Origin of the sequence: Enterococcus sp. E5-37 (genome assembly GCF_035726925.1) — a bacterium.
Taxonomy (GTDB): Bacteria; Bacillota; Bacilli; order Lactobacillales; family Enterococcaceae; genus Enterococcus_B; species Enterococcus_B faecium.
This window is the reverse complement of the sequence record NZ_JAPMLG010000011.1, coordinates 39643-62868: the sequence shown is the minus strand read 5'-3', so window position 1 is coordinate 62868 and position 23226 is coordinate 39643. Positions and strand designations below refer to the sequence as shown.

General features: G+C 37.3%; 23 protein-coding genes. 8 read left to right on the top strand and 15 right to left on the bottom strand.

Features of this window, described 5'->3' with window-relative positions; all coding sequences use genetic code 11:
- Positions 1–81: 81 nt before the first annotated feature.
- The gene (locus tag OS138_RS09930) at positions 82–273 is read right to left on the bottom strand and encodes a hypothetical protein (RefSeq protein ID WP_002295907.1); all 192 of its coding nucleotides are present in this window, start codon (positions 271–273) and stop codon (positions 82–84) included.
- A gap of 158 nt (positions 274–431) precedes the next feature.
- Here OS138_RS09930 and OS138_RS09925 point away from each other — a divergent pair, with 158 nt between their 5' ends.
- The 3 genes from OS138_RS09925 (at position 432) to OS138_RS09915 (ending at position 3994) form a co-directional block, all read left to right on the top strand.
- Entirely contained in the window at positions 432–1940 is a 1509-nt protein-coding gene (locus tag OS138_RS09925; protein WP_002295908.1) for a DUF1846 domain-containing protein, read from the top strand.
- A gap of 235 nt (positions 1941–2175) precedes the next feature.
- The gene (locus tag OS138_RS09920) at positions 2176–3357 is read left to right on the top strand and encodes a NupC/NupG family nucleoside CNT transporter (protein WP_002295909.1); all 1182 of its coding nucleotides are present in this window, start codon (positions 2176–2178) and stop codon (positions 3355–3357) included.
- 88 nt (positions 3358–3445) lie between these two features.
- Positions 3446–3994, top strand: a complete 549-nt coding sequence (locus OS138_RS09915) for a guanylate kinase (protein WP_002295911.1) — start codon at positions 3446–3448, stop codon at positions 3992–3994.
- A gap of 255 nt (positions 3995–4249) precedes the next feature.
- Here the strand turns inward: OS138_RS09915 and OS138_RS09910 are convergent, their stop codons facing one another.
- The 14 genes from OS138_RS09910 to OS138_RS09845 all read right to left on the bottom strand — a co-directional run bounded on the left by OS138_RS09910 (position 4250) and on the right by OS138_RS09845 (position 19164).
- Positions 4250–4762, bottom strand: coding sequence for a GNAT family N-acetyltransferase (locus OS138_RS09910; protein ID WP_002295912.1), 513 nt, complete (start codon positions 4760–4762; stop codon positions 4250–4252).
- A gap of 43 nt (positions 4763–4805) precedes the next feature.
- Entirely contained in the window at positions 4806–5762 is a 957-nt protein-coding gene (locus tag OS138_RS09905; RefSeq protein ID WP_002295913.1) for a sce7725 family protein, read from the bottom strand.
- A gap of 5 nt (positions 5763–5767) precedes the next feature.
- Positions 5768–6457: a hypothetical protein gene (locus OS138_RS09900; protein WP_002303824.1), complete on the bottom strand. Its 690-nt coding sequence runs from the start codon at positions 6455–6457 to the stop codon at positions 5768–5770.
- 125 nt (positions 6458–6582) lie between these two features.
- Positions 6583–7242: an amino acid ABC transporter permease gene (locus OS138_RS09895; RefSeq protein WP_002321153.1), complete on the bottom strand. Its 660-nt coding sequence runs from the start codon at positions 7240–7242 to the stop codon at positions 6583–6585.
- Positions 7242–8078, bottom strand: coding sequence for a transporter substrate-binding domain-containing protein (locus OS138_RS09890; RefSeq protein ID WP_002295916.1), 837 nt, complete (start codon positions 8076–8078; stop codon positions 7242–7244). The genes OS138_RS09895 and OS138_RS09890 overlap by 1 nt, the downstream gene beginning before the upstream one ends.
- 20 nt (positions 8079–8098) lie before the next feature.
- A complete protein-coding gene (locus tag OS138_RS09885) occupies positions 8099–9550 on the bottom strand; it encodes an amidase (protein WP_002295917.1) in 1452 nt (483 codons plus the stop codon).
- A gap of 134 nt (positions 9551–9684) precedes the next feature.
- Entirely contained in the window at positions 9685–10629 is a 945-nt protein-coding gene (locus OS138_RS09880) for a dihydroorotate oxidase (protein WP_002295918.1), read from the bottom strand.
- Between the two features lie 83 nt (positions 10630–10712).
- A complete protein-coding gene (locus OS138_RS09875) occupies positions 10713–11360 on the bottom strand; it encodes a PepSY domain-containing protein (RefSeq protein ID WP_002295919.1) in 648 nt (215 codons plus the stop codon).
- 229 nt (positions 11361–11589) lie between these two features.
- A complete protein-coding gene (locus tag OS138_RS09870) occupies positions 11590–12756 on the bottom strand; it encodes an SAM-dependent methyltransferase (protein WP_002295921.1) in 1167 nt (388 codons plus the stop codon).
- 150 nt (positions 12757–12906) lie between these two features.
- Positions 12907–13722: a maltodextrose utilization protein MalA gene (locus OS138_RS09865; RefSeq protein ID WP_002295923.1), complete on the bottom strand. Its 816-nt coding sequence runs from the start codon at positions 13720–13722 to the stop codon at positions 12907–12909.
- A gap of 12 nt (positions 13723–13734) precedes the next feature.
- The gene (locus tag OS138_RS09860; RefSeq protein WP_002288156.1) at positions 13735–14586 is read right to left on the bottom strand and encodes a sugar ABC transporter permease; all 852 of its coding nucleotides are present in this window, start codon (positions 14584–14586) and stop codon (positions 13735–13737) included.
- A gap of 2 nt (positions 14587–14588) precedes the next feature.
- A complete protein-coding gene (locus OS138_RS09855) occupies positions 14589–15890 on the bottom strand; it encodes a carbohydrate ABC transporter permease (protein ID WP_002288157.1) in 1302 nt (433 codons plus the stop codon).
- 146 nt (positions 15891–16036) lie between these two features.
- Positions 16037–17296 carry an extracellular solute-binding protein gene (locus OS138_RS09850; protein ID WP_002288159.1) on the bottom strand — a complete coding sequence of 420 codons (1260 nt, stop codon included), beginning with the start codon at positions 17294–17296 and terminating at the stop codon, positions 16037–16039.
- 101 nt (positions 17297–17397) lie between these two features.
- Complete coding sequence (locus OS138_RS09845; protein WP_325070073.1) at positions 17398–19164, bottom strand: glycoside hydrolase family 13 protein; 1767 nt, start codon at positions 19162–19164, stop codon at positions 17398–17400.
- A gap of 388 nt (positions 19165–19552) precedes the next feature.
- Here OS138_RS09845 and OS138_RS09840 point away from each other — a divergent pair, with 388 nt between their 5' ends.
- From OS138_RS09840 to OS138_RS09820, 5 genes are all read left to right on the top strand, one after another.
- Complete coding sequence (locus tag OS138_RS09840; protein WP_002295924.1) at positions 19553–20401, top strand: YitT family protein; 849 nt, start codon at positions 19553–19555, stop codon at positions 20399–20401.
- 99 nt (positions 20402–20500) lie between these two features.
- Positions 20501–20935, top strand: coding sequence for a VOC family protein (locus tag OS138_RS09835; RefSeq protein WP_002288162.1), 435 nt, complete (start codon positions 20501–20503; stop codon positions 20933–20935).
- A gap of 180 nt (positions 20936–21115) precedes the next feature.
- Positions 21116–21526, top strand: a complete 411-nt coding sequence (locus OS138_RS09830; protein ID WP_002288163.1) for an organic hydroperoxide resistance protein — start codon at positions 21116–21118, stop codon at positions 21524–21526.
- A 56-nt stretch (positions 21527–21582) separates the two neighbouring features.
- A complete protein-coding gene (locus OS138_RS09825) occupies positions 21583–22023 on the top strand; it encodes a MarR family winged helix-turn-helix transcriptional regulator (protein ID WP_002288165.1) in 441 nt (146 codons plus the stop codon).
- A 108-nt stretch (positions 22024–22131) separates the two neighbouring features.
- Positions 22132–23211, top strand: a complete 1080-nt coding sequence (locus tag OS138_RS09820) for an AI-2E family transporter (RefSeq protein WP_002288167.1) — start codon at positions 22132–22134, stop codon at positions 23209–23211.
- Positions 23212–23226 lie beyond the last annotated feature (15 nt).

The following is a 23226-nucleotide window of genomic DNA, read 5'->3' as shown; positions in this document are numbered from 1 at the left end:
TTTGGTACAGCCTTTTTTTCGATCAACTAGTCTTTCCATCTGATAGGACAGAATCGAATCCGATGACCTTTATCTTATTTTTTATTTACTAGGCAGATCTCTTGTTGTGAAATGAATGCGCTGATGCTCATCACGAGTTAGCTGCGTTTCTTCGTTTAGATAAGTAAACGTCAATTGTTCCAATTCGGGATCTTCAAGCATTCTTTCATAACCGGTAAAAATCGAACGGATATAGTGTTTATATGCGTTTTTCTTTTTCTGTCTTTTTTTCATGTAGCACCTTCCTTATCAAAAACTATCATACCAATGAATAACTATCTAGACAAGTTGGTTTAAACCATTTTCTTTGTTTTTTTGAGGAATTTCGCTCTTCCAGTTGACGAATCCTCAAAAAAATGAAAAAATGCTTTAGTACTTAAGGAGGGAACCTAGTGAAAAAAATTGGTTTTGATTCAGAAAAATATATTGAAGAGCAGTCAGCGTATATTTTGGAACGAGTGAACCACTATGACAAATTATATTTAGAATTTGGTGGGAAGCTAGTTGACGACAAGCATGCGAAACGTGTACTTCCAGGATTTGAAGAAGATGCGAAAATCAAATTGCTGCAAAAATTGAAAGATCAAGCTGAAATACTGATTTGCGTCTATGCTGGAGATATTGAACGTAATAAGATCCGTGGTGATTATGGGATTACTTATGATATGGATATCTTGCGGTTAATCGATGAATTACGTGGTTATGGCTTATTAATCAACAGTGTCGTTATCACTCGCTATAGTGGACAGCCTGCCACGAAAGTCTTTATCAATAAACTAGAAAGACGAAACATCAAGGTCTATAAACACTCAGAAATCGAAGACTATCCAGTCAACGTAGAAAAAATCGTCTCAGAAGATGGTTTTGGAAAAAATGAGTATATTGAAACAACTAAACCAATCGTTGTAGTGACAGCTCCTGGCCCAGGAAGTGGAAAGCTCGCTACTTGCTTGAACCAACTGTATCATGAAAGCCAAAAAGGACATGCAGCTGGTTACTCCAAGTTCGAAACTTTCCCAGTATGGAATGTTCCGTTGAAACATCCGCTGAACATTGCTTATGAAGCAGCCACAGTCGATCTAAAAGATGTCAATATGATCGATTCCTTCCACTTTGATGCCTACAATAAAGTAGCTGTGAACTATAATCGGGATGTTGAGACATTTCCTGTAATCAAACGTATTATTGAAAAAATTACTGGTAAAGAATCTGTTTATCAATCTCCTACTGACATGGGTGTGAATCGTGTAGGATTTGGGATCGTGGATGATACCGTTGTCCAAGAAGCCTCTAAACAAGAAATCATCCGTCGTTATTTCCAAACAGAATGCGACTTCAAAAAAGGATTGATCGACGAAGAAGCAGTTAATCGAATCAAACTGATTATGGAAGAAGTCGGTTTACGTCCTGAAGACCGAAACGTGGTAGTCCCTGCCCATGACTATGCAGATAAGATTCAAGCGCAAAGTCCTACAAAAGATCCTTCTGCTGTGATTGCAATCGAATTACCAGATGAAGTCATCATTACCGGGCGTACAAGTTCATTGATGGATGCGTCAGCGGCAGTTATCTTAAATGCAGTAAAACATTTAGCCCATATCGCAGATGACATTCCTTTATTGTCACCATTAGTTCTTGAAACAATACAAGGATTGAAATCAAAGACACTTCATTCCTCTTTGGATGCACTAAGCATCAATGAAGTCTTGATCGCTTTATCAATCAGTGCAGTAACGAATCCAATCGCTCAAGTTGCTTATGATAAACTAGCTGAACTTGAGGGAGCACAAGCCCACTCTACTGTGATGGTCAATAAAAATGATGAACAAACATTGAAAAAACTAGGAATCGATATTACCTGCGCACCTGTCTACCCTTCCGAAAATCTATATTACCAATAGAAAAAGTTTACTTATAAATGTTGAAAACGAAACTATTAGCTTAATCGATAGTTTCGTTTTTTTATAGACTTTACTAAGACGTTACACTTTTTAAACCTTTTATTTTGTTCGCTTTATTTTCTAATGGAAAATGAATGCGTTTCACTCTAAAAAAGTAATGAAAATTTCACTAAAGATTAGTATTTTATTTGCAAAACAGGTAAAATAAAACGGAATTTGGAATAGGAGTGATTATTTGAGTTATTTATTAGGTATTATTGGTTTATTTGTCACATTAGGGCTTGCTTTTTTGATCAGCAGTAACAAAAAAGCAATCAAATTGAAACCACTAATTGTGATGTTCGTTTTACAGCTTGTTCTTGGTTTCGTATTATTACGTACAACTTTTGGTACAGCGGTTGTTTCTGTATTGGCAAAAATGTTTGATCATCTTCTTGCTTTTGCTGGGCAAGGTGTTGACTTTGTTTTTGCCGGTGTAGCAAATAAAGGAAGTGCACCTTTCTTTCTTTCCGTATTGATGCCAATTGTATTTATTTCTGCTATTATCGGTATTCTACGCTATATCAAGATTCTTCCATTATTTATGAAAGCTGTTGGTCTAGGATTAAGTAAAATCAACGGGATGGGCAAATTGGAATCTTATAATGGAGTAGCTTCTGCTATTTTAGGACAATCGGAAGTTTTTATTTCCATAAAAAAGGAATTACCCTTCCTATCTGAGAAACGTTTGTTCACCATGAGTGTATCGGCTATGTCTACAGTTTCTATGTCGATCGTCGGATCTTATATGGCACTGATCGATTCTAAATATGTGATCACTGCCCTTGTTTTGAACTTATTTGGCGGTTATATTCTGGCTTCAATTGTAAATCCCTATGTATTAGAAGAAAAAGAAGATGAGCTGATCATTGAAGAAAACAAAGAACAGACATTTTTCCAAATGTTGGGAGAATACATTCTTGATGGTTTCCATGTGGCGATCACGGTTGCTGCTATGCTTATCGGTTTTGTTGCTTTGATTGCCATGATCAATGCTATCTTCCACGGGATATTCGGCATCACTTTCCAAGAGATCCTAGGTTACATCTTTGCCCCTCTTGCCTTCATCAGCGGAATCCCATGGAAAGAAGCAGTGGATGCCGGTAGTATCATGGCGACTAAACTGGTTACAAATGAATTTGTTGCTATGACAGAATTAGCAAATGGTAATTTCCATTTTACTGAGCGTACAACAGCAATTATATCTGTCTTCCTCGTTTCATTTGCCAACTTCTCTTCTATCGGGATCATTTCTGGTGCGATGAAGGGATTAAATGAAGAAAAAGGAAATCTTGTCGCAAAACACGGATTGAAAATTTTGCTAACAGCGACTTTAGTCAGCTTTTTAAGTGCTATTGTGACTGGCTTGCTGGTATAAAATACAAAAAAGCAAAGTTACTTTTAAAAGCTTTGGAAATATTTTCCAAAGCTTTTTCACTTGTTCAATCATCAAAGGAGAAATGACAATGAATTATTGCTATGTATTTATCGGTCCTTCTGGTTCTGGAAAAACTTCACTCGCAGAAGCTATTTTTCAGCCGGAACAAAAGATCATTACTTACACGAATCGATCACCAAGACCTGGGGAAAAAGATCAAGAGGATTATTATTTTGTTTCTGACAATACATTCAATCAGATGATCAAGGGAAATGAGTTTGCAGAGTGGGACCAATATGCTCAACATAAATATGGTTCCAGTAAAGCAGAAATTAAAAAGAAACTGACAGTAGGAAATTGTTACGCCGTTTTGACAGCAAATGGTTTTTGGCATTTATATGAGTATTTCGGGACGGTAGTCCGTCCTATCTTTATTACGATCTCTAAAGAAACATTGCAATCGCGCCTGAAAAAACGTGGAGATTCATCTGAACAGATTTCAGCCAGACTGGCGGTTTATGTAGAAGATTTAGCACAGTTGAAACGTTTGAAAGCTATCCCCTCACTTTTAGTCGTGTCAAACGATGGAGCGTTCCAAGAAGCTGCAGATAAAATAAAAAAAGGATTATTGATATAAATGTATCGAATAATACTCGTAGGATAAGCCGAGAGATCGTGACAAAAGCTATGTCACGACCTCTCGATGAAGGGAGTTTCAGAAAGCAGCTATTTCGTAAAATACGCTAAAATTCCACAAAAATTTGAGAAGCATTTTCGGAAATTCTTTCTTGTTTTTTGAAGCTGGCCACTTCTGTTACAACCTCTTGGCTATCATATGATTGTTTTTTTCAGTAGTGTTAATGTCTTTATCTTTGCTCAGATGATTTTATAGTCAATTGATGATTATTTGATATGCTTTTCTTTCGCCGTGTTCAAAAGGAAATTCAATCATCCCTTGATAAGTGAATCCAGCAGAATAGATGGTCTTTTCCATCGGTTCATTAGCTGGATAAGTATCGATACGGATATCTTGGATATTTTTGCTGGCTGCAATCGTCAACAAATGTTCTAAGAACGGTTTTGCTAGTTTTTTTCCTCGAGTACTTTCTGCTAAAGCGACACGATGAATCGATAAATAAGGACCAGTTGATTCTTTCCAACTACCATCTATTTTTGTGTAAACGGGATCCACGCCTGAGACTAATGCAGCTGTTCCAGCAATTTGATCTTCCACTATTAATACATAGCTTTCTTTTCTTTCAATATCGTTCAAAATCGTTTCTTTTGTTGGTTTCTGCCCGTTTTGCCATTGAGGAGAGCCTTGCGAAGCAATGAAATCCGCTGCGGCATTAATGATTTCTACCACTTCTTCTACTTCTTCTTTCCTTGTTTGCCGAATATACATCCAGTTTCCTCTTTTCTATTCCTTTTTCATTTACATTATCTAATCATTGGATCACTTCATATAGTTCCTGAACTTTTGAATAATATTTAAGCCAATCTTTTGGATGATCTAGCAGGTGACTAATAAGTTCCAAATGATGCATAAGTGACCACTTTTTCAACACTCCCAGTCCAGGGAATTTTTGTTGCTGGTAAAGAGCCAATAATTCAATCATTCCTGAAGTAATCAAGAGTTGATGATGGTGACGCATGATCCATTTTTTCATTTTATCTCCTGCTTCAAGAAACTTCAATGCTTGGTCTTTAGCAGAGTCGTTACTGTCAGAGACAAAATGTTTCACGCGTATATTGCCGTAAGCATCAATATACGTTAGATGGATAGCAAGCGCTCGGCTAGGGAACCCTTTATCGAAATAACGGCTACCTTCGATCGTGAAATCAGAAAATCCAATATATCCGTCTGCGTGGAAAAAAAGATAGTCATCACTAAAAAAGTCATCTGTTTTATCTGCATAACTTTCAACATGCTTTCTCGTTTGAAAAGAGTCACGGATCACAATTTTGTTTTCGGGCAGCCAGATGCGAAAGCGACTAGTATCTGGTATCAAAAATTTCGAATCAACTCCTGCCAACTGTTTCCACACCTCTGTATCTTTTGGGTAGTGCTGTCCATCGAAAACAAGAAACGCTGGAGGTGAATCCAGTACTTCACTGAGATTTTCTGGCGTTAAGATCTGTGCAGGGACGACAGAGCTATTTTCTTTGACTGTCCAACTGTGCACATGCTGATCGAATAATTTGAATTGTCCTACTTGGGGATTTTGGATCACAGCGATTGGATGGTGCTTTTTTTGAAATAATTCGATCACATTTTTAAGCGTAGCGGAATCACGTACTGGTTCGATCACTGGTTGGATTTTATTGGAGAGCAATCCTCGCGACAGTGCTTCTTTTAATGCTAATAGGTCAAATTGTTTTCCTCTTAAATAAGGATAGTACATATTTTTCACTCCAATGGCTCTGTAGGCAACCGACGGATCTGCTGTTGTTGCCTCAAATATTCATAATCATGCTGAAGCGCGATAACTTCTTCTTGCAACTCATTGATTGCCTGACTAGCTATTTCCTCTAAAAACCGTTCATAATATCGTTCGTTAGAAAATGGATCTTGATTTTCTGAACGTCTTTTCAATTCTTTGTACAATTGATCTTTTGGAAAATATTTTACGCCTCGCTCCATTTGCTTTGCTTTTCTTACTTCCCTGAATAAAGAAGCCATGAAGCGGTTTGTCAAAGCTTCTTCCGGTACAGCAAGCTCTTTCTTTGCTGCTTTTTTCGCAATCAGAAATGTACCAGAGGCAGGCATCTCCTCTTCAACCGTGTACGGACGATACACTAAAACACCTATTCCTGTAGGGATTTCAGTTTTTACTTCTTCATATAGTTTACTTGGTAAAACAAAATAATTATAATGTCCAACAAATGACAGTTTGGCTGTAGAGCGAAAATCTGCTTTTGTCACTTTCAGCTCATAGCATCGCCATTCTCGGCTTCCATCAAATTTTGTCAAGCAGCTAAGCGTATCTACAATTCCTTGGTCATCAGGCATCGTGACTTCTTCTACAACCAAGCCGCCTTGCTCGATGCAATATTGGTATAACGAGGATTCTATTTCGATGGTTAGCGGGGTCTTCATGTTTTCTACCTCCGAACATATTTTCGATTTACATTTTACATGAAATGGTTTTAAAATACTAGGCAGAATATACAAGAAACAAAAAATAGAAATGGTGCCAGCCACGCTAGCACCATTTCTATTTTTCAGATTGACTGATGGATAGAACGTTTTTCTAAATACTGTTGCACTTTTTCGATCCCGATACAAATGACCCAATAAATCAGTGCAACTAAAATATAGAGAGAAAAATAATCGAATGTCCGACCGCCTATGATCTTTGCTTTTTGAAATATTTCTGGTACTGTGATTGTTGCTGCTAACGAAGTACCTTTCACTAGATCCATAGCTACGTTACTGAGTGCCGGTACTGAGATTCGAAAAGCTTGCGGCAAAACGATATATTTCAATACCCCAAAGAAAGAAAAACCAGAAGCTAAACCAGCGTCCCACTGACCTGAAGAAACGCCTGCTAGTGATCCTCGATAGATTTCACCAATAAATGCACTGCTGGTAATCGTAAAGCAGATGACTGAAGCCGTTAAGGCACTTAATTGATAAGGTAACCCGAAATATAACAGAAACAGCAGGACTAGTGCGGGAATGCCTCTAAAGAACGATAAATAAAAACGAATAAATACATTCAGAGGCAGCCAATCCAAAAGACCTAAAACTGTCAAAAGCAACCCTACCAAATTTCCTAAAAGAAACGACACGAAGCCAATCCCTAATGTGTATACCAAGCCTTGCAGTACGAAAGGAAGTGAAGTCCACATGAGGGAAAAATCAATTAGAGGAAAGTACATCACTCACTCACCGACTCAGCCATCGTTTCTTTCGGTTTGACTGAAACATCAGTTTGAAAATATTTTTCAGATATTTTCTTTGTCGTCCCATCTTCTTTCATCTCTTTTAATACGCCATCGATTTTCTTTTTCAGAGCATCATTTCCTTCTTTCAATAAAAAACCACTTTCGTTTTCATTGAAATAAACGTTCTCCAGTATTTTTACAGGGATATCTGGTAAAGCAGATACGGCCATTTTCTGCAGATAATAATCATTTAGAATAACATCTGTTCGACCATTTGCTACATCGCTTAAATACTGATCATTCGTGGCATTGTCATATGTGACTAATTTAGCTCCGTGTTTTTCCGCTAAACGCATATAGCTAGTATTGGGTTCGCCAGCTGCTTTTTTCCCTTTAAGATCTTCAAGTGAGTGGATTCCTGAATCATCTTTTTTTCGTACGATCATACTGTCAAATGAATATTTGAAAGTCTCTGAAAGGGAGAATTTTTTTTCTCTTTCTTTTGTGATACCAAAATCGTTCGCAGCAAAATCTGATTCTCTTTTTGAAACAGAAGTGATTTGTCCATCCACGTTGTATTCTTTAAAGGAGATTTTGACATTTAACCGTTTAGCCACCTCTTTTGCCAAATCTACATCATAACCAACTAATTCATTTTGATCATTATAATAAGATGCGGGAAACAGTGTGCCAGAAGTCGCTACTACTAATTCTTTCTTTTTTTCTACATTACTCCAGCTGTTATCTTCCTGATTAGCGGCAGCTGTACCGCAAGCGCTTAAAATAAAAAAGGCACTAGTTATTAGAGCAAACAATCTTTTTTTCTTCATTCTTCTTCTCCTTGTTTCTGCTATTTCCATGGATTTGGTAAATGGAACTGATGATTTGCTTCAAATAGATAGCCGATTTGAAATAGCAAATCTTCTCTTCCTCTGGCAGCCATAAATTGGATTCCTAGAGGCATGTTTTCTTTTGTCAAATGAGTAGGCAAGCTGATTGCTGGTTGTCCAGTCAGATTAGCCAACTGTGTATAAGGTGTGATCTTCAAGCTCTCCTCAAACATGGAAGAAACAACGTCTAAACCTTCTACTTCAGAACAATCACTGATGTGTTCCATCTGTGCTCTTATCGCATCACTTTGCAAATCTTCGCTGATTTTAGGGGCGGTAAATGCAGTCGTTGGTGAAAGGAATAGATCGTATTCTTGATGTAGGTTTTCCATGACAATTGCTGCTTCATCCCATACATGCAGAGAATCGATGTAAGTAGCGGCAGAGAGCTTCTGACCATATTGGAACAAAGTCCAAGAAATGGGTTCAAGTTCTTCTTTTCTGACAGCTCGCTGGATGCCTGTTTCAATCGAGCGGATCATTGCTGCTGTTTCTGCGCCATTCATCTGATAATAAGACGTGATCAGTTTACGACCATCTAGTGGGTAAGGAATCTCTGTCAAATCATGCCCTTCTTTTCCAAGGAAATCTACAGCTTTTTTTACAGCAAGTACTGCCTCTTCACTAATCTGTGAGTGGATCGGTGAATCAACACAAAAAGCTATCTTCAACCGTTTTTTTCTTGGATGTGTTTGCCACTCAACTGGCGATACTTGATATGGCGCACCGGAATGGATACTTCTCATCCCATAAAATAAAGCCTCCGTGTCTCTCATAGAAACTGTCAAGCCGAAATCAATAGCAGCTCCTTGCCATCCTCTCCAAGCATATGGACCAACTGGCATCGTCCCTCGCGAAGGTTTCAGCCCAATCAATCCGCAAAACGAAGCGGGTATTCTAATAGAACCACCGCCATCACTAGCACCAGCTAAAGGAACGATTCCTGATGAAACTGCAGCAGCAGCTCCTCCACTTGATCCGCCCGGTGTACATTCAAGGTTCCAAGGGTTTCTTGCTGGGCCATAGATGACTGGGTCTGTAATATTTTTGAAACCAAACTCTGGCGCATTGGTTTGTCCAAAAGGAACTAGACCTATCGCTTCTGCTTGCCGCACATAATTAGATGTATGAGAAGCTCGGTGTGTTTCAAATAAACGAGATCCTGAAGTAGCTAGCCATCCCTTTTTTTCTTGACCGAGCATTTTTAAAGGAAATGGGATACCAGCCAATGGCCCTTTTTCTGACTGGGGAATCAATAGCTCGTGGGAATTACTCTCGAATGGTTCAAGCGCGACAAACGCATTCAATTCATGATTTTGCTTCTTTATTTTTTTCTGTATATCCGTAACTAGTTCTTGAAAACTAAATTCTTTTTCTTTAAGCTCTTTTGCTAATTCTGTTGCATCATTCATATTATCCTCCTTTTTGCCTCTGTTATTTTCCCACAAGTTCGTCTAACATACAATGAGTACGCTTGCACAGGAATGAACAGACGAGTGTTTTTTATAAAAAAAGACGAAGATCAATCATGACCTTCGTCTCTTTGCTATGAAATGGTGCGTAATTTGCCTTTAAATTCGTCAATTGACGTATATCCTTTTTCTGACATAATCTGCGTTAATTCTTTTATGATTCTAGAAAAAATTTCCGGCCCTTCTTTATGAAGCTCTGTACCAATCTGTAACATGCTTGCGCCACATAGCAGATGTTCAAATGCATCTTGTCCTGTCCGAATCCCACCTGTACCAATGATTTGGATTTCTGGTTTCAAACGTGTATAAAAAGCGCGAACATTCGCCAAAGCAGTCGGCTTGATATACTCTCCGCCAATGCCGCCGAACCCTTCTTTTGGTTTGATGACTACTGCTTCTTGTTCTGTATCGATATACAAACCATTGCCCACACTGTTGATAGCATTGACATAGGTCAATGGAAACTGATTCAAGATATCAGCCATCTGATCAAAATGAGCAAAATCAAAATAAGGAGGCAATTTGATTCCTAGCGGCTTAGAAAAGATGCTGAATACTTCTTTCAGTGTTTCATAAGTGGCCTCAAAATCGTAAGCTAGTTGTGGTTTTCCAGGCACATTGGGACAAGATAAATTTAATTCAGTGATCCCATTAAACCCACTTTTTTCTATTTTCTCAAGCATTTCCAAGTTTTCCTGGACACTCATCCCGGCAATGGAAAAAAATAACGGTTGATTTTGGTTTTCCTGCACTTTTTCATACGCAAGAGCATACTCTAGATAATAAGAAAAACCTAAGTTTGGAAGTCCCATAGAATTGATACTCCCTAAAGGAACATCAAAATAGCGTGGTTCGGGATTTCCTTTTCGTTCATTGATCGTACAGCTCTTAGTGATAAATGCTCCTGCTTCTGAATGAGCCAGTTCATCTAATTCCTGGGTAGTCATGCAGTGGACACCAGATGCATTCATCAAAGGATTGGCAAAGATATGATTGGCAAAGGTCGTTTCTAAACTCAAGTAAATCGCTCCTTCAAACAAGTTATTTTGTCTAGTGTATCATGACTAAAAGAAAAATCAACTCTTGTTTTCCGAAGAAATTCTTAATCATCTTGTTCAGTTGACAGTACTTCGCCTGTTTGGCTATTGATCTTGACTGATGTACTTTGATTGCCGTCTTTTACTTTGACTTCCCAATAAGTAGTACCTAAATCTTTATCCAAATCCCAATCTGTTGCCGTACCGCTTCCTACTTTGTCGACGGCGATTTTTGCTGCTTCCTCAATCGTGATCAATTTATCAACATCCAGACCATCTTCTTTTTTCTTTTGACCATTTTGTTCATCTCGATCTAGAGTTTCTGGATTCTCTGTCTCCATTTTTTCATTTTGAGCATCAATTCTTGCTTCGTATTCTTTTTGATCATCGACACCTTCTATCTTGTAGAAGTAAGATCCCCAATCACTATCTAATTCCAAACTAGTAATTGCAGTATCTGGGTATTTATCTTGGAACAATTCGATCGCACGAGCTGCAGACACTTTGATATCTGACTGAGTACTTGCTTCACTAGAACTTTTTGTCTGGCTAGACGAAGATGTGCTTGCTTTTGTTGAGGAGTCCGATACCTGTGAAGAGCGCTGTTCGCTACTGGAAGACGTATTCCCAGATGTGCCTTGATTGGTATTTGATTGACAAGCAGCTAAAAACAAAGCTGCAAATAAACTAGTATAAATAACAGTTTTTTTCATTGATTCGATCCCCTTTGTTATAAAATAGTATTCTATTACAAGTATAACGAAGAAAAAATTTTCTGTCATGTTTAAAAATTAAAGAACCAAACTTTTATTATGAAAATATAAAGAAAAAGAAACTAAGCTTTAGAGACAATCCTAGAAGTTAGACAAAAAAGTTCACTTCTGGAGCATCATAAAACTTAGCTTCTTTTTAAATAGTCTTTAAACAGTACTTTTGCCTCAATTATGCACGATGCATTGGGATGTCATTGTTTCCAGGTTGAACAAGCAAATATTGAATCACATCGATATTACTTGATTCAAATGAAGCTGCACAAGCTTGTAAATATAGATCCCACATTCGATAGAAGGAATCACCCATTTCTTTCGTGACTTGATCTTGGACTTGATGAAAATTCTTTGTCCAATGTTCTAATGTCAATTGGTAGTCACGACGTAAGCTTTCCAAATCAATCAGTTGCAAATCGTTTTTTGTAATATTATCAACTAATTCAGTAACACCAGGGACATAACCGCCAGGGAAAATATATTTATTGATCCAAGCATTTGTCGCACCGCCTTGTTGTCGGCTGATTCCATGGATCAAAGCTGTTCCTTTTGGTTTCAATAAATCTTTTACCACTTTGAAATAACCTTCAAGATTTTCAGAACCTACATGTTCGAACATACCTACACTTGTGATATGATCAAACGTTTCGCCTTTTAGTTCGCGGTAATCCATTAATAATACACGGCATTTATCTTCTAAATGTTCTTCTTTTATTCTTTTGGTAATCAAATCGTATTGTTCTTCACTTAGTGTGATCCCAGTTGCCTTGACATTATACTCTTTGGTAGCAGTGAACATCAATGTTCCCCAGCCACAACCGATATCAAGCAACGTTTCGCCTTCTTTGATAAAGAGTTTGTCTAAGATATGATGGACTTTATTGATTTGTGCTTGTTCCAACGTATCTTCAGGTGTATTGAAATAAGCACAAGAATAAGTCAAAGTTGGATCTAGCCAAAGTTTATAAAAGTCGTTACCTAAGTCATAATGCGCATGGATATCTTCTTTGTTTTTTTGTTTCGTATGTTTTTCTTTCTTTGGCAGCCATTTTAGATAATCTTTTCCTCGTAAAAAGCTGTTTGCTTGCTGATAAGCATCGTTGATCAATGCTTGGATACTTCCCTCGATCTCGATTCGATGATCCATATAGGCTTCTCCTAGTGCCAAAGAAGCGTTACTTGTAATCTCTTTCATTGGGATTTCTTCATGGATATTGATTTTGATTTGGGGAGGAGTGTCCGTATCTCCGTATTGTTTCGTTGTACCGTCCCAATAATTTACTTCGACAGGGAGCGAGAAAGAACGTGAAAATAATTGATTGTATAAAGTTTTCTCTAACATGATTTTCCTCCTTAAAAAAACTACCCTATTACGTTAATACTAAAAAAGAAAAGAATCAACTAAGAAGTTTAATTTTTTCAGAAATTTTTCAAAAACTACTTTATTTTTCATTTTTTTCACATTCATTGTCGCATAAATCGCTTAAACTTGTCATTCGACACGCTTATCTTTGAATCTTGTTTTGACAAAAACCCATAAAAGCAGCAAGACAGTTATCGTTGTTTGGACACTTAGCATCAAGATAAAGTCAAAGTGGATAAACCCTACAACTGCTGCTGCCATGGAACCTATTCCCATAACATTCAGCATCAAATTTGCACTCTCTTTGAATGTATGAATGGATGAAAGTTGGCTTTTTCTTGTCATCCACAAGAAAAAGGAAGCCCCGAATAAAATGAGACTCGTCATGACAAATAGGACAAGACCAAGACTTAAACTATAAGATAAAATGATTGTTGGACGATTACTGGCATAAAATTCTCTTTCTAAAAATCGTTGGAAATCTTCGGGCGTACGTACAGAATCTGGTTGGAAAGATGGGCTATAATTCATCGTATAGCGGCGTATACCAGATTTATCCTTTTGTTGGATCACCCATTGTTCCTTCTCAAAATCAATAAAAGTTCCATGATCGGATTGTTGTTTCTCAGATAAAGACACACCTACCAAAATTTCAGGGGTCACAGCTATCGTTTGTTGCGATGCTTGTAACCCAGTTTCAGATAATTCAAGTTCAGAAAATTTTTGGGTTCCTTGTTCATCGATCAGCGAATGAACGGATAGAAATTGTTCTAATGGAATCGCTTGGATCTGATTGGCATAAAAAAGAGTCACAGGCATGACCATCAAGGAAACTAAAAATACAAATATCAAGAAAAATTTAGGCCATGATAATAGTTTGCGTCCCGCAAACACTTGAGTTGGCGTACGTAATGCGGAAAAATAGTTTAACGGAAATGTTTGCATGATACTCTGCTCCTATCCTTTTGTTCCGCCAGATGTCAGGCCGGTAACAAAGTTCTTTTGTAAAAAGAAGAATAATAGACAAATCGGTAGTGCAATCAAAATTGCCCCAGCAGCAAAAAGAGAGACTCTTTGGTTTGTCACATCAGAAATAAATGTTTGTAAGCCGACAGCAACAGTCTGATTTTCAGGTGTTCGAAGCAGGAACTTAGCTAACATGAAATCCCCAAAAGGTCCCATAAAAGCCCATAATGCTTGAACGGCGAGCATCGGTTTGACAAGCGGTAATACAATCTGGAAAAAAATCCTGAAATGCCCTGCCCCATCAAGTTTAGCAGATTCATCTAAATCTATTGGTACAGTGTCAAAGTATCCTTTCATCAGCCAAGTATTCATTGGAATTCCACCGCCTATATAGATCATTGTCAAGAACCAGTACTTATCGAGCGCTTCTAATAAGAAAGCCATGACATAAAAGGCAGTCAATGCTGCCATAGTCGGTACCATCTGAATCACTAAAAAGAACATCAAACTTGATTTGCGGCCGATAAAACGATAGCGACTATAAGTATAGCCCGCCAAAGTTACTACAGTCACTTGTACGATCATTGTTAGGACAGAAATGATCAATGTATTTTTATACCAAGTCCCGTAAAGTGTTTCACTGAATAGCCGAGTAAAGTTTCCTAAAGTCCAGTCACTTGAAAGATCTAAACTAAAAGCTGCAATATTTCCTGACTTGAAGGCAGTACTTGCTGTGATCAAAAGCGGATAGATGATAATGACTGACAGTATTAAAAGAAAAAAGTAAGTAAAAAAGTGAGAAAGTCGTTTTTGGAATCGAGCACTCGAATGAAATTTTTTCATTGTTAATCCCCCATATTGAACGCATTTGTCTTTTTAAATACCAGCAATGACACACAGATAACGATGACGGAGATAATCAACGTGATTGCTGAAGCCATAGAATACTGCGGAGAAGTTCCAGTCGTAAGTTTATAGATCCAGGAAATAAGAATATCAGTAGAACCAGCTCCTCCGCCTACGCTTCCGGGACCACCATTGTTAAACAGATAGATCATGGAGAAATTATTGAAATTCCCCGTATACTGTGTAATAAATGTTGGCGCTGCCACTAGGAAGACAGCAGGAAGCGTGATGTTTGAAAAGCGCTGCCATGCATTTGCTCCGTCGATTTTTGCTGCTTCATATAAGTCTTCTGAAATCGATTGTAAGATTCCTGTAACCATCACATAGATATAGGGAAATCCTAACCAGCCCTGCACTAAGATAATTGCTACTTTCGTCCAGTTCGGGTCCGTTTTCCAAGAGATTGCACTGATATCTACAAAAGGAAGCTGGTTTATGAAAGGAATCACTTGAGTATTGATGGCACCTACGCTATCGTTGAATATATTCGAAAAACTCATGATAGTAATAAAAGCTGGGACCGCCCATGGTAATAAGAAAATGATACCGAAAATACGTTTGAATTTAATAAATTTCTGGTGAGCAACAACCGCTGTGAGAATACCAAGGGTGATTTGCAAAGTTGTTGCACATAAAGTCCAAATCACGGTCCACGAAAAGACTGCAAAAAAAGTATTACGATATGAGCTTAAAAAGAAGATACTAAAAAAGTTTTTAGCCCCTACCCAATCAATTAAACTGGCTGGTGGAATATGATTGAAGTCATAATTAGTAAATGCAGTGAACAATGTAACTAGGACTGGGAAAATGATCGTAAAAATCATGAGAAGATAAGCGGGAAGTGTCAATAGATAAGGAAAACCTTCATCACCTATATTATGTATGACTTCCTTCATCGTCCGATTGATTTTTTTGCCCTCTTGACGCATCTTCGCTACTCGATAAGCGTCTAAAAGATTCAAACCGTAAAAAATCAAGAAAATGATTGTAATGATGAATTGCAAAGTGCCTTCAATCAAAATAAATAATGAATGATCTTCCATTGGTATACTTCCCAAAGTAACCAATCCTACCAATGCATGAAATCCGCCCAGAAGCATCTGACCAATGAATAGGACGAATATGGCGAAAAAAACGATACCTTTAAAAGCTTGGCCATTTACAAACTGCCCCATCCCTGGAATAAGTGAACAAAGCGTGATTTTTTTTTCGTTGATATTGCTTGTTTTATCTTGCTGCATCTGAATGCCCCCTCTAAACTTGCTAAACCGCAAACTGCTTTTAAGATAATGGCAACAAGAGCAAGATAATTTTCCATCTCGCTCTTGCCACTTTTATCTGAAGCACCTGTTCCATTTTTTATAAAAATGGACGGTTATCATTTTAATCAGTATTTTTGTTCTATGGCTTCACTGATTGTTTTTACTGCTTCATCTGCGGATTCTTTTGGTGTTTTTGAACCTGATGCTGCATCGAACATCAAGTTTTCTGCACCTGTCCAAACTTCGCCCATTTCTGGGATGTTTGGCATCGCTTGAGCTGTTTCATATTGTTCAATCACAGCTGTTGTTAATTCATCGTTTTTAGCCTTTGCTGTTTCCCTAGCTTGTTGGTTTGCAGGGATTTCATTTACCATTTCAAAGAATTTTTCTTGATTTTCCTGATTCGTTACATAATCAAGCCATTTTTGAGAGAGGTCTTTGTTTTTAGCATAATTGCTGACTACCCATCCTTTTCCTCCGCCAAACGGTTGATAAGGCTGTCCATTATTTAGAGTAGGAATTTTGGCTACACCATAATTGATATTGTTTTCTTTGTATGTTTGCGCTTGCCATGGACCGTCAATGATTGCTGCAGTTTTATTGGACATGAATTGCTGGCTGGCGAAGTCTCCTGCACTTTTTATGTCTTGCATTCCCTTTGGCCAAACATTTTTGAACCAATCTGTTGCATAAGAGATTCCTTCTACAGCACCTGCATTATTCAAACCGATATCTGAAGGATTTGTGCCATCATCACCAAATACATAGCCACCGTAACCTGCAATTAAACCATAGGAATAATAAAAGTCAGTCCATTTAGCTAAAAATCCTGTATTTTTTCCTGCTTCTGACTCAAAAGCAAAACGACTGTCTTTGGATAGATTCTCCAAATCTTTAAACGTTGATGGTGCTGTATCGACTAAATCTTTGTTATAGTACAAAACAAGGGTCTCGATTACTGCAGGTTCTCCGTAGATTTTTCCATCATAAGTCACTTGGGCTTTGTCTGTTTCATCGTAAGCTGCTTCATTTCCCAGTTTTACTTCCGCCAGATGTCCTTGCTGTCCTAACGCACCGATCCGGTCATATGCTGCCATCATAACGTCAGGTCCCTTTCCAGCAGGCCCATCTAACGCTAATGATTCCAACTGATCGAACATGTCCTTTTCTACTAGCTTGATTTTCACATCGTTTTCTTTTTCGAAAGTGTTTTTTATTTCGTTTATATAATCTTTATATCCAGAATCAACGGAAACTGTTAACGTTTTTCCTTCATCGGCTTCCCCTTCTGCTGAAGAGTTACCATTGCCACAAGCCGCTAATCCGCCTAAGATTCCTAAAGAGATTAACCCTAAACCCAACTGTTTCACACTTCTTTTTTTCATCTTCATTTCCTCCTGTGTATTCAACGTGCTGTTACACCCTTATTATAATGGGCACAAATCTTCATTTGCAAACGCTTTCTTGTTGTTACCGGTAACAGTTTTCAACACATGATCAAAAATCCGTATTGTCGTATCTCTGCTTTCCCGTCTTCTAACAACTGACAATTTTGACTAAGAATCACCTCATTTTCCTGTTCTACTACCCAAGGTTCTTTTGACTGATTAAAGTAAACATAGATGATCTGTCCCTCTAGTTCCCGTGTGAAATAGAGCTTATCTTCACGATCATATACTATTAGCCACTGAGTAGAACCTTCAGAAATAATCTTAGACAACTGTTTCCTTAGAGAAACAAGTTCTTTTATAAAACCGAATAGCTCTAGATCTTGTTCCTCCTTCTCCCATATCATACATTTGCGGCAATCCGGGTCATCTTCACCAGTCATCCCTATTTCTGTCCCGTAATAGATACAAGGAGACCCTTTTTGAAGAAACATAAAGGCCATCACAGACTTCATCAATTCTTTGTTACCTTGGCAAAGGGTCAAGATCCTGGCAGTATCATGAGAATCTAATAAGTTGAATGTTCCTTCGTTCACCTGATCTCTGTAAAGCATTTGCTGATGATTCATTCCACTGACCATTTGTGAAGCTGTGATTTTCTTTTTTGCAAAATAATCTTTAATCGAATCTGTGAATGCATAATTCATCACTGCATGGAATTCATCCCCTTGCAGCCAAGCTTGAGAGGAATGCCAAATCTCTCCAAGGATATAGATGTCTGGTTTGTTTTCTGTAACTGCTTCTCTGAATTTTTTCCAAAAATGATGATCGACTTCATTAGCAACATCAAGACGCCATCCATCAATATCGAATTCTTTTATCCAATAAGTTGCGATATCCAGCAAATATTTTTGCACTTCTGGATTTGCTGTATTTAGTTTCGGCATGAATGGAGTAAAAGCAAAAGTATCATATGGGATATTTTCAGCAGTTTCTGGTAAGTCAGTCATCTGATAAGAATCTACTGGGAAAAAACGGATGTGGAACCAGTCTTTATAGATCGATTTTTCTCCGTTTTTGAGAACGTCTTGCCACTGTGGTGAATGGACACCCATATGATTGAATACAGCATCGAACATGATACGTATCCCTCTTTTATGTGCTTCATCAATCAAGTTTTTTAAAAGTTTTTTATCGCCAAAAGCGGGATCCACCTCATAATAATCAATCGTATCGTATTTATGATTGGATGTGGCTTTAAATATGGGACAAAAATAGATGCCATTGACGCCAAGGTCCGTCAAGTAATCCAAATGATCCCTCACACCTTGCAAATCTCCCCCGAAGAAGTCTTCTCGGTCTGGATCTTTACTTCCCCAAGGTAAAGTATGTTCGGGGTCATTTGCTTTGTCCCCGTTTGCAAATCTTTCGGGAAAAATTTGATACCATACTGTTTCTTTTACCCATTCTGGAATAGTGAATCGATCGATTTGATGAAAATAAGGTATTCGAAAATAAAAATTTGGTTCAGTAATCACATTTTCTCGATAAGGAAAAATTCCTTGATCACCGTAAAAACAGTCCGTGTTATCTTCCCCAACAACATGGAACGCATACTGTAAGCGCCTTGTTTCGCTCGTCACTTCAATTTCCCAATAATCATGAACATTGGTACTTAGACATTTTTTCATTGGTCGTTGTTTTTGATACCATTTTTCAGTTGTTATGGTATATGGATCTCCACAAAGCACATATACTTTTTTGATATCATTTTTCCTAGTACGAAGCCGAATACGAAATCTTGTATTCGTATATAGAAATGCATATTCACTTTCCGGTCGATGATAAATTGCAGCTGTATCCATTGATTTCCTCCTTGTGTTTTAATATGACGTCATCACTATAAGTGATAGAGAAACAAAAGACAACGCTTTCAAAAATGTTATCGGTAACAGTTTTTTGATACCGAATTTTTATTTTTTAAACTTGCCAAATAGATAGACTTAAAACTTTTAAAAGTTTTAATCTACTTCCTGTACTATTTAGTGTCCTGAATTTATCTTAAGCGATCAATTTCTCCAATTTTCTAAAGTAAAAGTTTTTTAACAGTTTTTAACGTAGAAGTATATTCTAGAAGAATGAAACATAATAATTTAGACTAGCCTAATTTTTTTATTAATTAAAGTTAACTTAAGGTGAAAAGTAAGTTATAATAAGATAAGAGTATTATTAATGAATTAAGGAAGTGGATAAATGAAAGAAACGAGACAATTTATATGGACATACATTAAGATTATTTTTGCCCTCTTCATATTAGGAGTCGCTATCAATATGTTTTTAGGGCCTCATCATATTGCTGCTGGAGGTGTCAGCGGTCTAGGAATATTACTGGAAGCTGCTTTAGGATTTGACCGAGCTATAGTTATTTTAGTGTTGAATATCGTTATGTTGGTACTAGCTCTTCTATTTTTAGGTAAAAAACCCTTTTTTAAAGTACTTTTCGGAAGCTTGTTTTTTCCTTTAATCATTGCAATAGTTCCAGAAACAATGATTACTTCAGATCGGTTGTTGTCTGTCATTTTTGGAAGTGCGATTTTTGCTTTAGGAGTTGCGATTTTATATAAAAACAACTCTTCTAGCGGCGGTACGACGATCCCTCCCCTCATTTTTAAAAAATATTTCCACTTGAATACTTCGATTGGCTTATTTTTTACAGACGCATTCGTTGTTTCTCTTAATCTGTTTGTTTTTGGAATAGAAGAGTTTCTTTATGCTATTTTATCTATTGCAATCACTTCAATTGTCATGACTTATATCGAAACAGGTATCAATCGAAAGAAATCTGTTATGGTCATGAGTGAACATTATTTGGAAGACATCCGCCTTCGCTTAAGTGCTGAGATTGGACGTGGCCTTACCCTGCTAGAGGCAAAAGGCGGGTATAATCGAAAGTCAAAAGAGGTTTTATTGATCGTTGTGACTGATCATGAATTTTCCCGAATGAAACCATTGATAGAAGAAATCGATCCAAGTGCCTTTGTCATTGTCAGCAGCGTAGCAGAAGTAATGGGACGCGGATTTACTTATCATCCAATCGAATGAGTTGGTAAGTAAATCCGCTATTTTTTTGAATGCGTTTTCTTTAACTGGTATAATAAAAGAATCTAGTAACTGTTCGACTGAAAAGGAGAGGAGATCTTTATGCATAAAGGAACGGAAATAGATTTTGTATTAAATGATAGTTTGAAAGCACTAGAACTGTATCAAACAATCTTTGATGAAATACAACTGATTGAGGCAACAGATTACCCTAGAGGCAATAATGAAGTCATTTTTACCTTGTATGGCACGAGATTCCATATGCTGGATGAAAACACGTCTCTTGGTTTGACTGCTCCTACTGCTGAACATCCAAATACGATCTGGTTCAATATCATCGTCTCTGATATCGAGGACACACATAATAAAGCATTACGAAATGGCTGTGTAGAGATTCAAGAAATGACAGAAATGATGGACTTTGGTGTGACTAACTCAATGTTCAGAGATCCTTTTGGTTATTTATGGATGCTTCATCAGGTCCATCGTGAAGTAAGTTTTGAAGAAAGAAAACAACTTTTTGAGAAATATATGTAATGTTTATGATGAGATTAGTTTTTGTCTCTGATATTTTTTTGTATATGTTTGCTATTCGAGAAAGCGCGTCTGTTTCATGTGCTTTCTCTTATTTATCTTATGCCAATCCATTTCTTTGCTTTCCACAATTATATTGTGTAAAATTCAATTGTATAAAATATAATTAAAGGTGGTAATTTTATGAAAAAAATGTATTCTACGAAAATGATCAACACAGGCGGACGCTCTGGAGAAGTTCATAATCCCGATCGTACATTCGAATTGAATATTGCAGCTCCTGGTAAACGCGTCGAAAATGCAACCAACCCTGAACAATTGTTTGCAGCTGGTTTCAGTGCATGTTTTAACAGTGCATTAGAATTGATCAAACAGCAAAAAAATATCTCTGGGGCTTCTACTGTCAGTGCACAAGTTTCCCTTTATTCAGAAAGTGAAACGAGCTTTGTCTTAGGTGTAGAGATTGAAGGATCTATCGAAGGTCTTTCTCTGGAAGAAACGCAAGAATTATTAGAGGCAGCGCATAAAGTGTGTCCGTATTCAAAAGCTACAGCTGGAAATATAGAAGTTACTCTGAAAGCAGTTAGTGAATAGACTTTTTTGTGTAAATCCGCTATGATACACTATAGTAAAACAGCGGAGGTGGAAAAATGGAAGATCTATATTTAGTTAATCAAGTATGTTTTCCTTTATATGCCGCCTCTAAGGAAATCATTAGACACTACACTTCCCTCCTCAAGCCGCTGAATCTTACCTATACCCAGTATCTTGTGATGTTAGTTTTATGGGAAAAGAAAAAGACTTCAGTGAAAGAGCTAGGAAATGATTTGTGTCTGGATTCTGGTACGCTGACTCCCTTACTAAAAAAGTTAGCAGAAAAAAATTATATTAATCGTCAGCGTGAAACGGGTGATGAAAGAATCGTAAATGTTACGCTGACTCCTCAAGGTGCTGCGTTGCAAAAACAAGCAGAAGGTATTCCACAAAAGATCAAGTCTTATCTTCCACTTGAACAGGAAGAATTGGATACACTGCAACATCTGACCCGAAAAATGCTAGATAATTTTCATCAAGACCAGAAAAAGGGCTGAAACTGCTAGATGAACGATTTTATGAGGAAAACCAACTCATAAGATAACGTCATTTAGCGGTTTTTCTTTTTGCTCTTTCTCTTTCTTATTTTCATATTCCATCATATAATGAATAACGTGTTTATTTTTTGTTATTTGGAGGTTGTCGATTTGACCGTTTATCAGCGTTTTTTGGCGAATGAAAAAATACGCCGTCTCACTGTTTTATTATTTGTCGTTTTTGTTCTTTTCTTAGTTAGAAGTATGATTACAACCATTTTGCTCACATTTATCTTTACTTATTTGATGATTCATCTTGTTCAAATCATTCAGCGATTTGTCCGAATCCCTACAGGTGTTTTAGCTATCATGATTTATACACTGATCGTTTACCTTATCTATCTGGCATTCACAAAGTATATCCCGATGCTTATTCATCAAACATTTGATATGATCCAGTCCGTTATTGATTTTTACGAGCATCAGCCAAAAGATGCAGATCCTGTTTTACAATATATCCATACTTATATTGAGCGAAACGATTTTTTTGAACAGCTTCAAAATGGCGCTTCGATTGCGCTTGGCTATTTACAGGATATAGGAAAAATGGCAGTGGCGTTTGCTATGTCATTCATCTTAAGTTTCTTTTTTATGATTGAAAAGAAAAAAACAATTGTATTCTCAAGATTGTTTTTAAAAAGTGAATTTTCTTGGTTCTTTCAAGATATTTACTATTTTGCCGATAAGTTTGTCAATACATTTGGTTTGGTATTAGAAGCTCAATTTGTTATCGCTCTTTTAAACACGTTGCTCACTACAATCGCCTTGGCTGTATTTGGCTTTCATCAGCTGCTGAGTTTAGCGATCATGATTTTCATTTTAAGTCTGATCCCAGTAGCAGGTGTTATCATTTCTTGTATTCCTCTATCTTTCATAGCTTATTCCCAAGGAGGCATCCGAGATGTTGTTTATATCCTGATTACGATTTTGATTGTCCATCTAATTGAGTCTTATGTGCTGAATCCGAAGTTGATGTCCAGCAAAACAGAACTGCCGATTTTTTATACATTTGTGGTCTTACTTGTTAGCGAACGGTTCTTTGGCGTTTGGGGCTTGATTGTCGGCATTCCGATCTTTACCTTCTTTTTAGATGTATTGAAAGTGAAAAAGATCCCGAACCATCTTCCAAAAGAAACAGATATCCCTTAAAATAAATATGAAGAA

Excerpts from the sequence above, each read along its gene's own strand:
- OS138_RS09875 (WP_002295919.1), bottom strand. The coding sequence starts at position 11,360 with ATGAAAAAAACTGTTATTTATACTAGTTTATTTGCAGCTTTGTTTTTA.
- OS138_RS09930 (WP_002295907.1), bottom strand. The coding sequence starts at position 273 with ATGAAAAAAAGACAGAAAAAGAAAAACGCATATAAACACTATATCCGT.
- OS138_RS09890 (WP_002295916.1), bottom strand. The coding sequence starts at position 8,078 with ATGAAGAAAAAAAGATTGTTTGCTCTAATAACTAGTGCCTTTTTTATT.
- OS138_RS09845 (WP_325070073.1), bottom strand. The coding sequence starts at position 19,164 with ATGGATACAGCTGCAATTTATCATCGACCGGAAAGTGAATATGCATTT.
- OS138_RS09915 (WP_002295911.1), top strand. The coding sequence starts at position 3,446 with ATGAATTATTGCTATGTATTTATCGGTCCTTCTGGTTCTGGAAAAACT.
- OS138_RS09865 (WP_002295923.1), bottom strand. The coding sequence starts at position 13,722 with ATGCAAACATTTCCGTTAAACTATTTTTCCGCATTACGTACGCCAACT.
- OS138_RS09835 (WP_002288162.1), top strand. The coding sequence starts at position 20,501 with ATGCATAAAGGAACGGAAATAGATTTTGTATTAAATGATAGTTTGAAA.
- OS138_RS09840 (WP_002295924.1), top strand. The coding sequence starts at position 19,553 with ATGAAAGAAACGAGACAATTTATATGGACATACATTAAGATTATTTTT.
- OS138_RS09870 (WP_002295921.1), bottom strand. The coding sequence starts at position 12,756 with ATGTTAGAGAAAACTTTATACAATCAATTATTTTCACGTTCTTTCTCG.
- OS138_RS09830 (WP_002288163.1), top strand. The coding sequence starts at position 21,116 with ATGAAAAAAATGTATTCTACGAAAATGATCAACACAGGCGGACGCTCT.
- OS138_RS09850 (WP_002288159.1), bottom strand. The coding sequence starts at position 17,296 with ATGAAAAAAAGAAGTGTGAAACAGTTGGGTTTAGGGTTAATCTCTTTA.
- OS138_RS09900 (WP_002303824.1), bottom strand. The coding sequence starts at position 6,457 with ATGAAGACCCCGCTAACCATCGAAATAGAATCCTCGTTATACCAATAT.
- OS138_RS09855 (WP_002288157.1), bottom strand. The coding sequence starts at position 15,890 with ATGCAGCAAGATAAAACAAGCAATATCAACGAAAAAAAAATCACGCTT.
- OS138_RS09820 (WP_002288167.1), top strand. The coding sequence starts at position 22,132 with ATGAATAACGTGTTTATTTTTTGTTATTTGGAGGTTGTCGATTTGACC.
- OS138_RS09905 (WP_002295913.1), bottom strand. The coding sequence starts at position 5,762 with ATGTACTATCCTTATTTAAGAGGAAAACAATTTGACCTATTAGCATTA.
- OS138_RS09825 (WP_002288165.1), top strand. The coding sequence starts at position 21,583 with ATGGAAGATCTATATTTAGTTAATCAAGTATGTTTTCCTTTATATGCC.
- OS138_RS09895 (WP_002321153.1), bottom strand. The coding sequence starts at position 7,242 with ATGTACTTTCCTCTAATTGATTTTTCCCTCATGTGGACTTCACTTCCT.
- OS138_RS09885 (WP_002295917.1), bottom strand. The coding sequence starts at position 9,550 with ATGAATGATGCAACAGAATTAGCAAAAGAGCTTAAAGAAAAAGAATTT.
- OS138_RS09910 (WP_002295912.1), bottom strand. The coding sequence starts at position 4,762 with ATGTATATTCGGCAAACAAGGAAAGAAGAAGTAGAAGAAGTGGTAGAA.
- OS138_RS09860 (WP_002288156.1), bottom strand. The coding sequence starts at position 14,586 with ATGAAAAAATTTCATTCGAGTGCTCGATTCCAAAAACGACTTTCTCAC.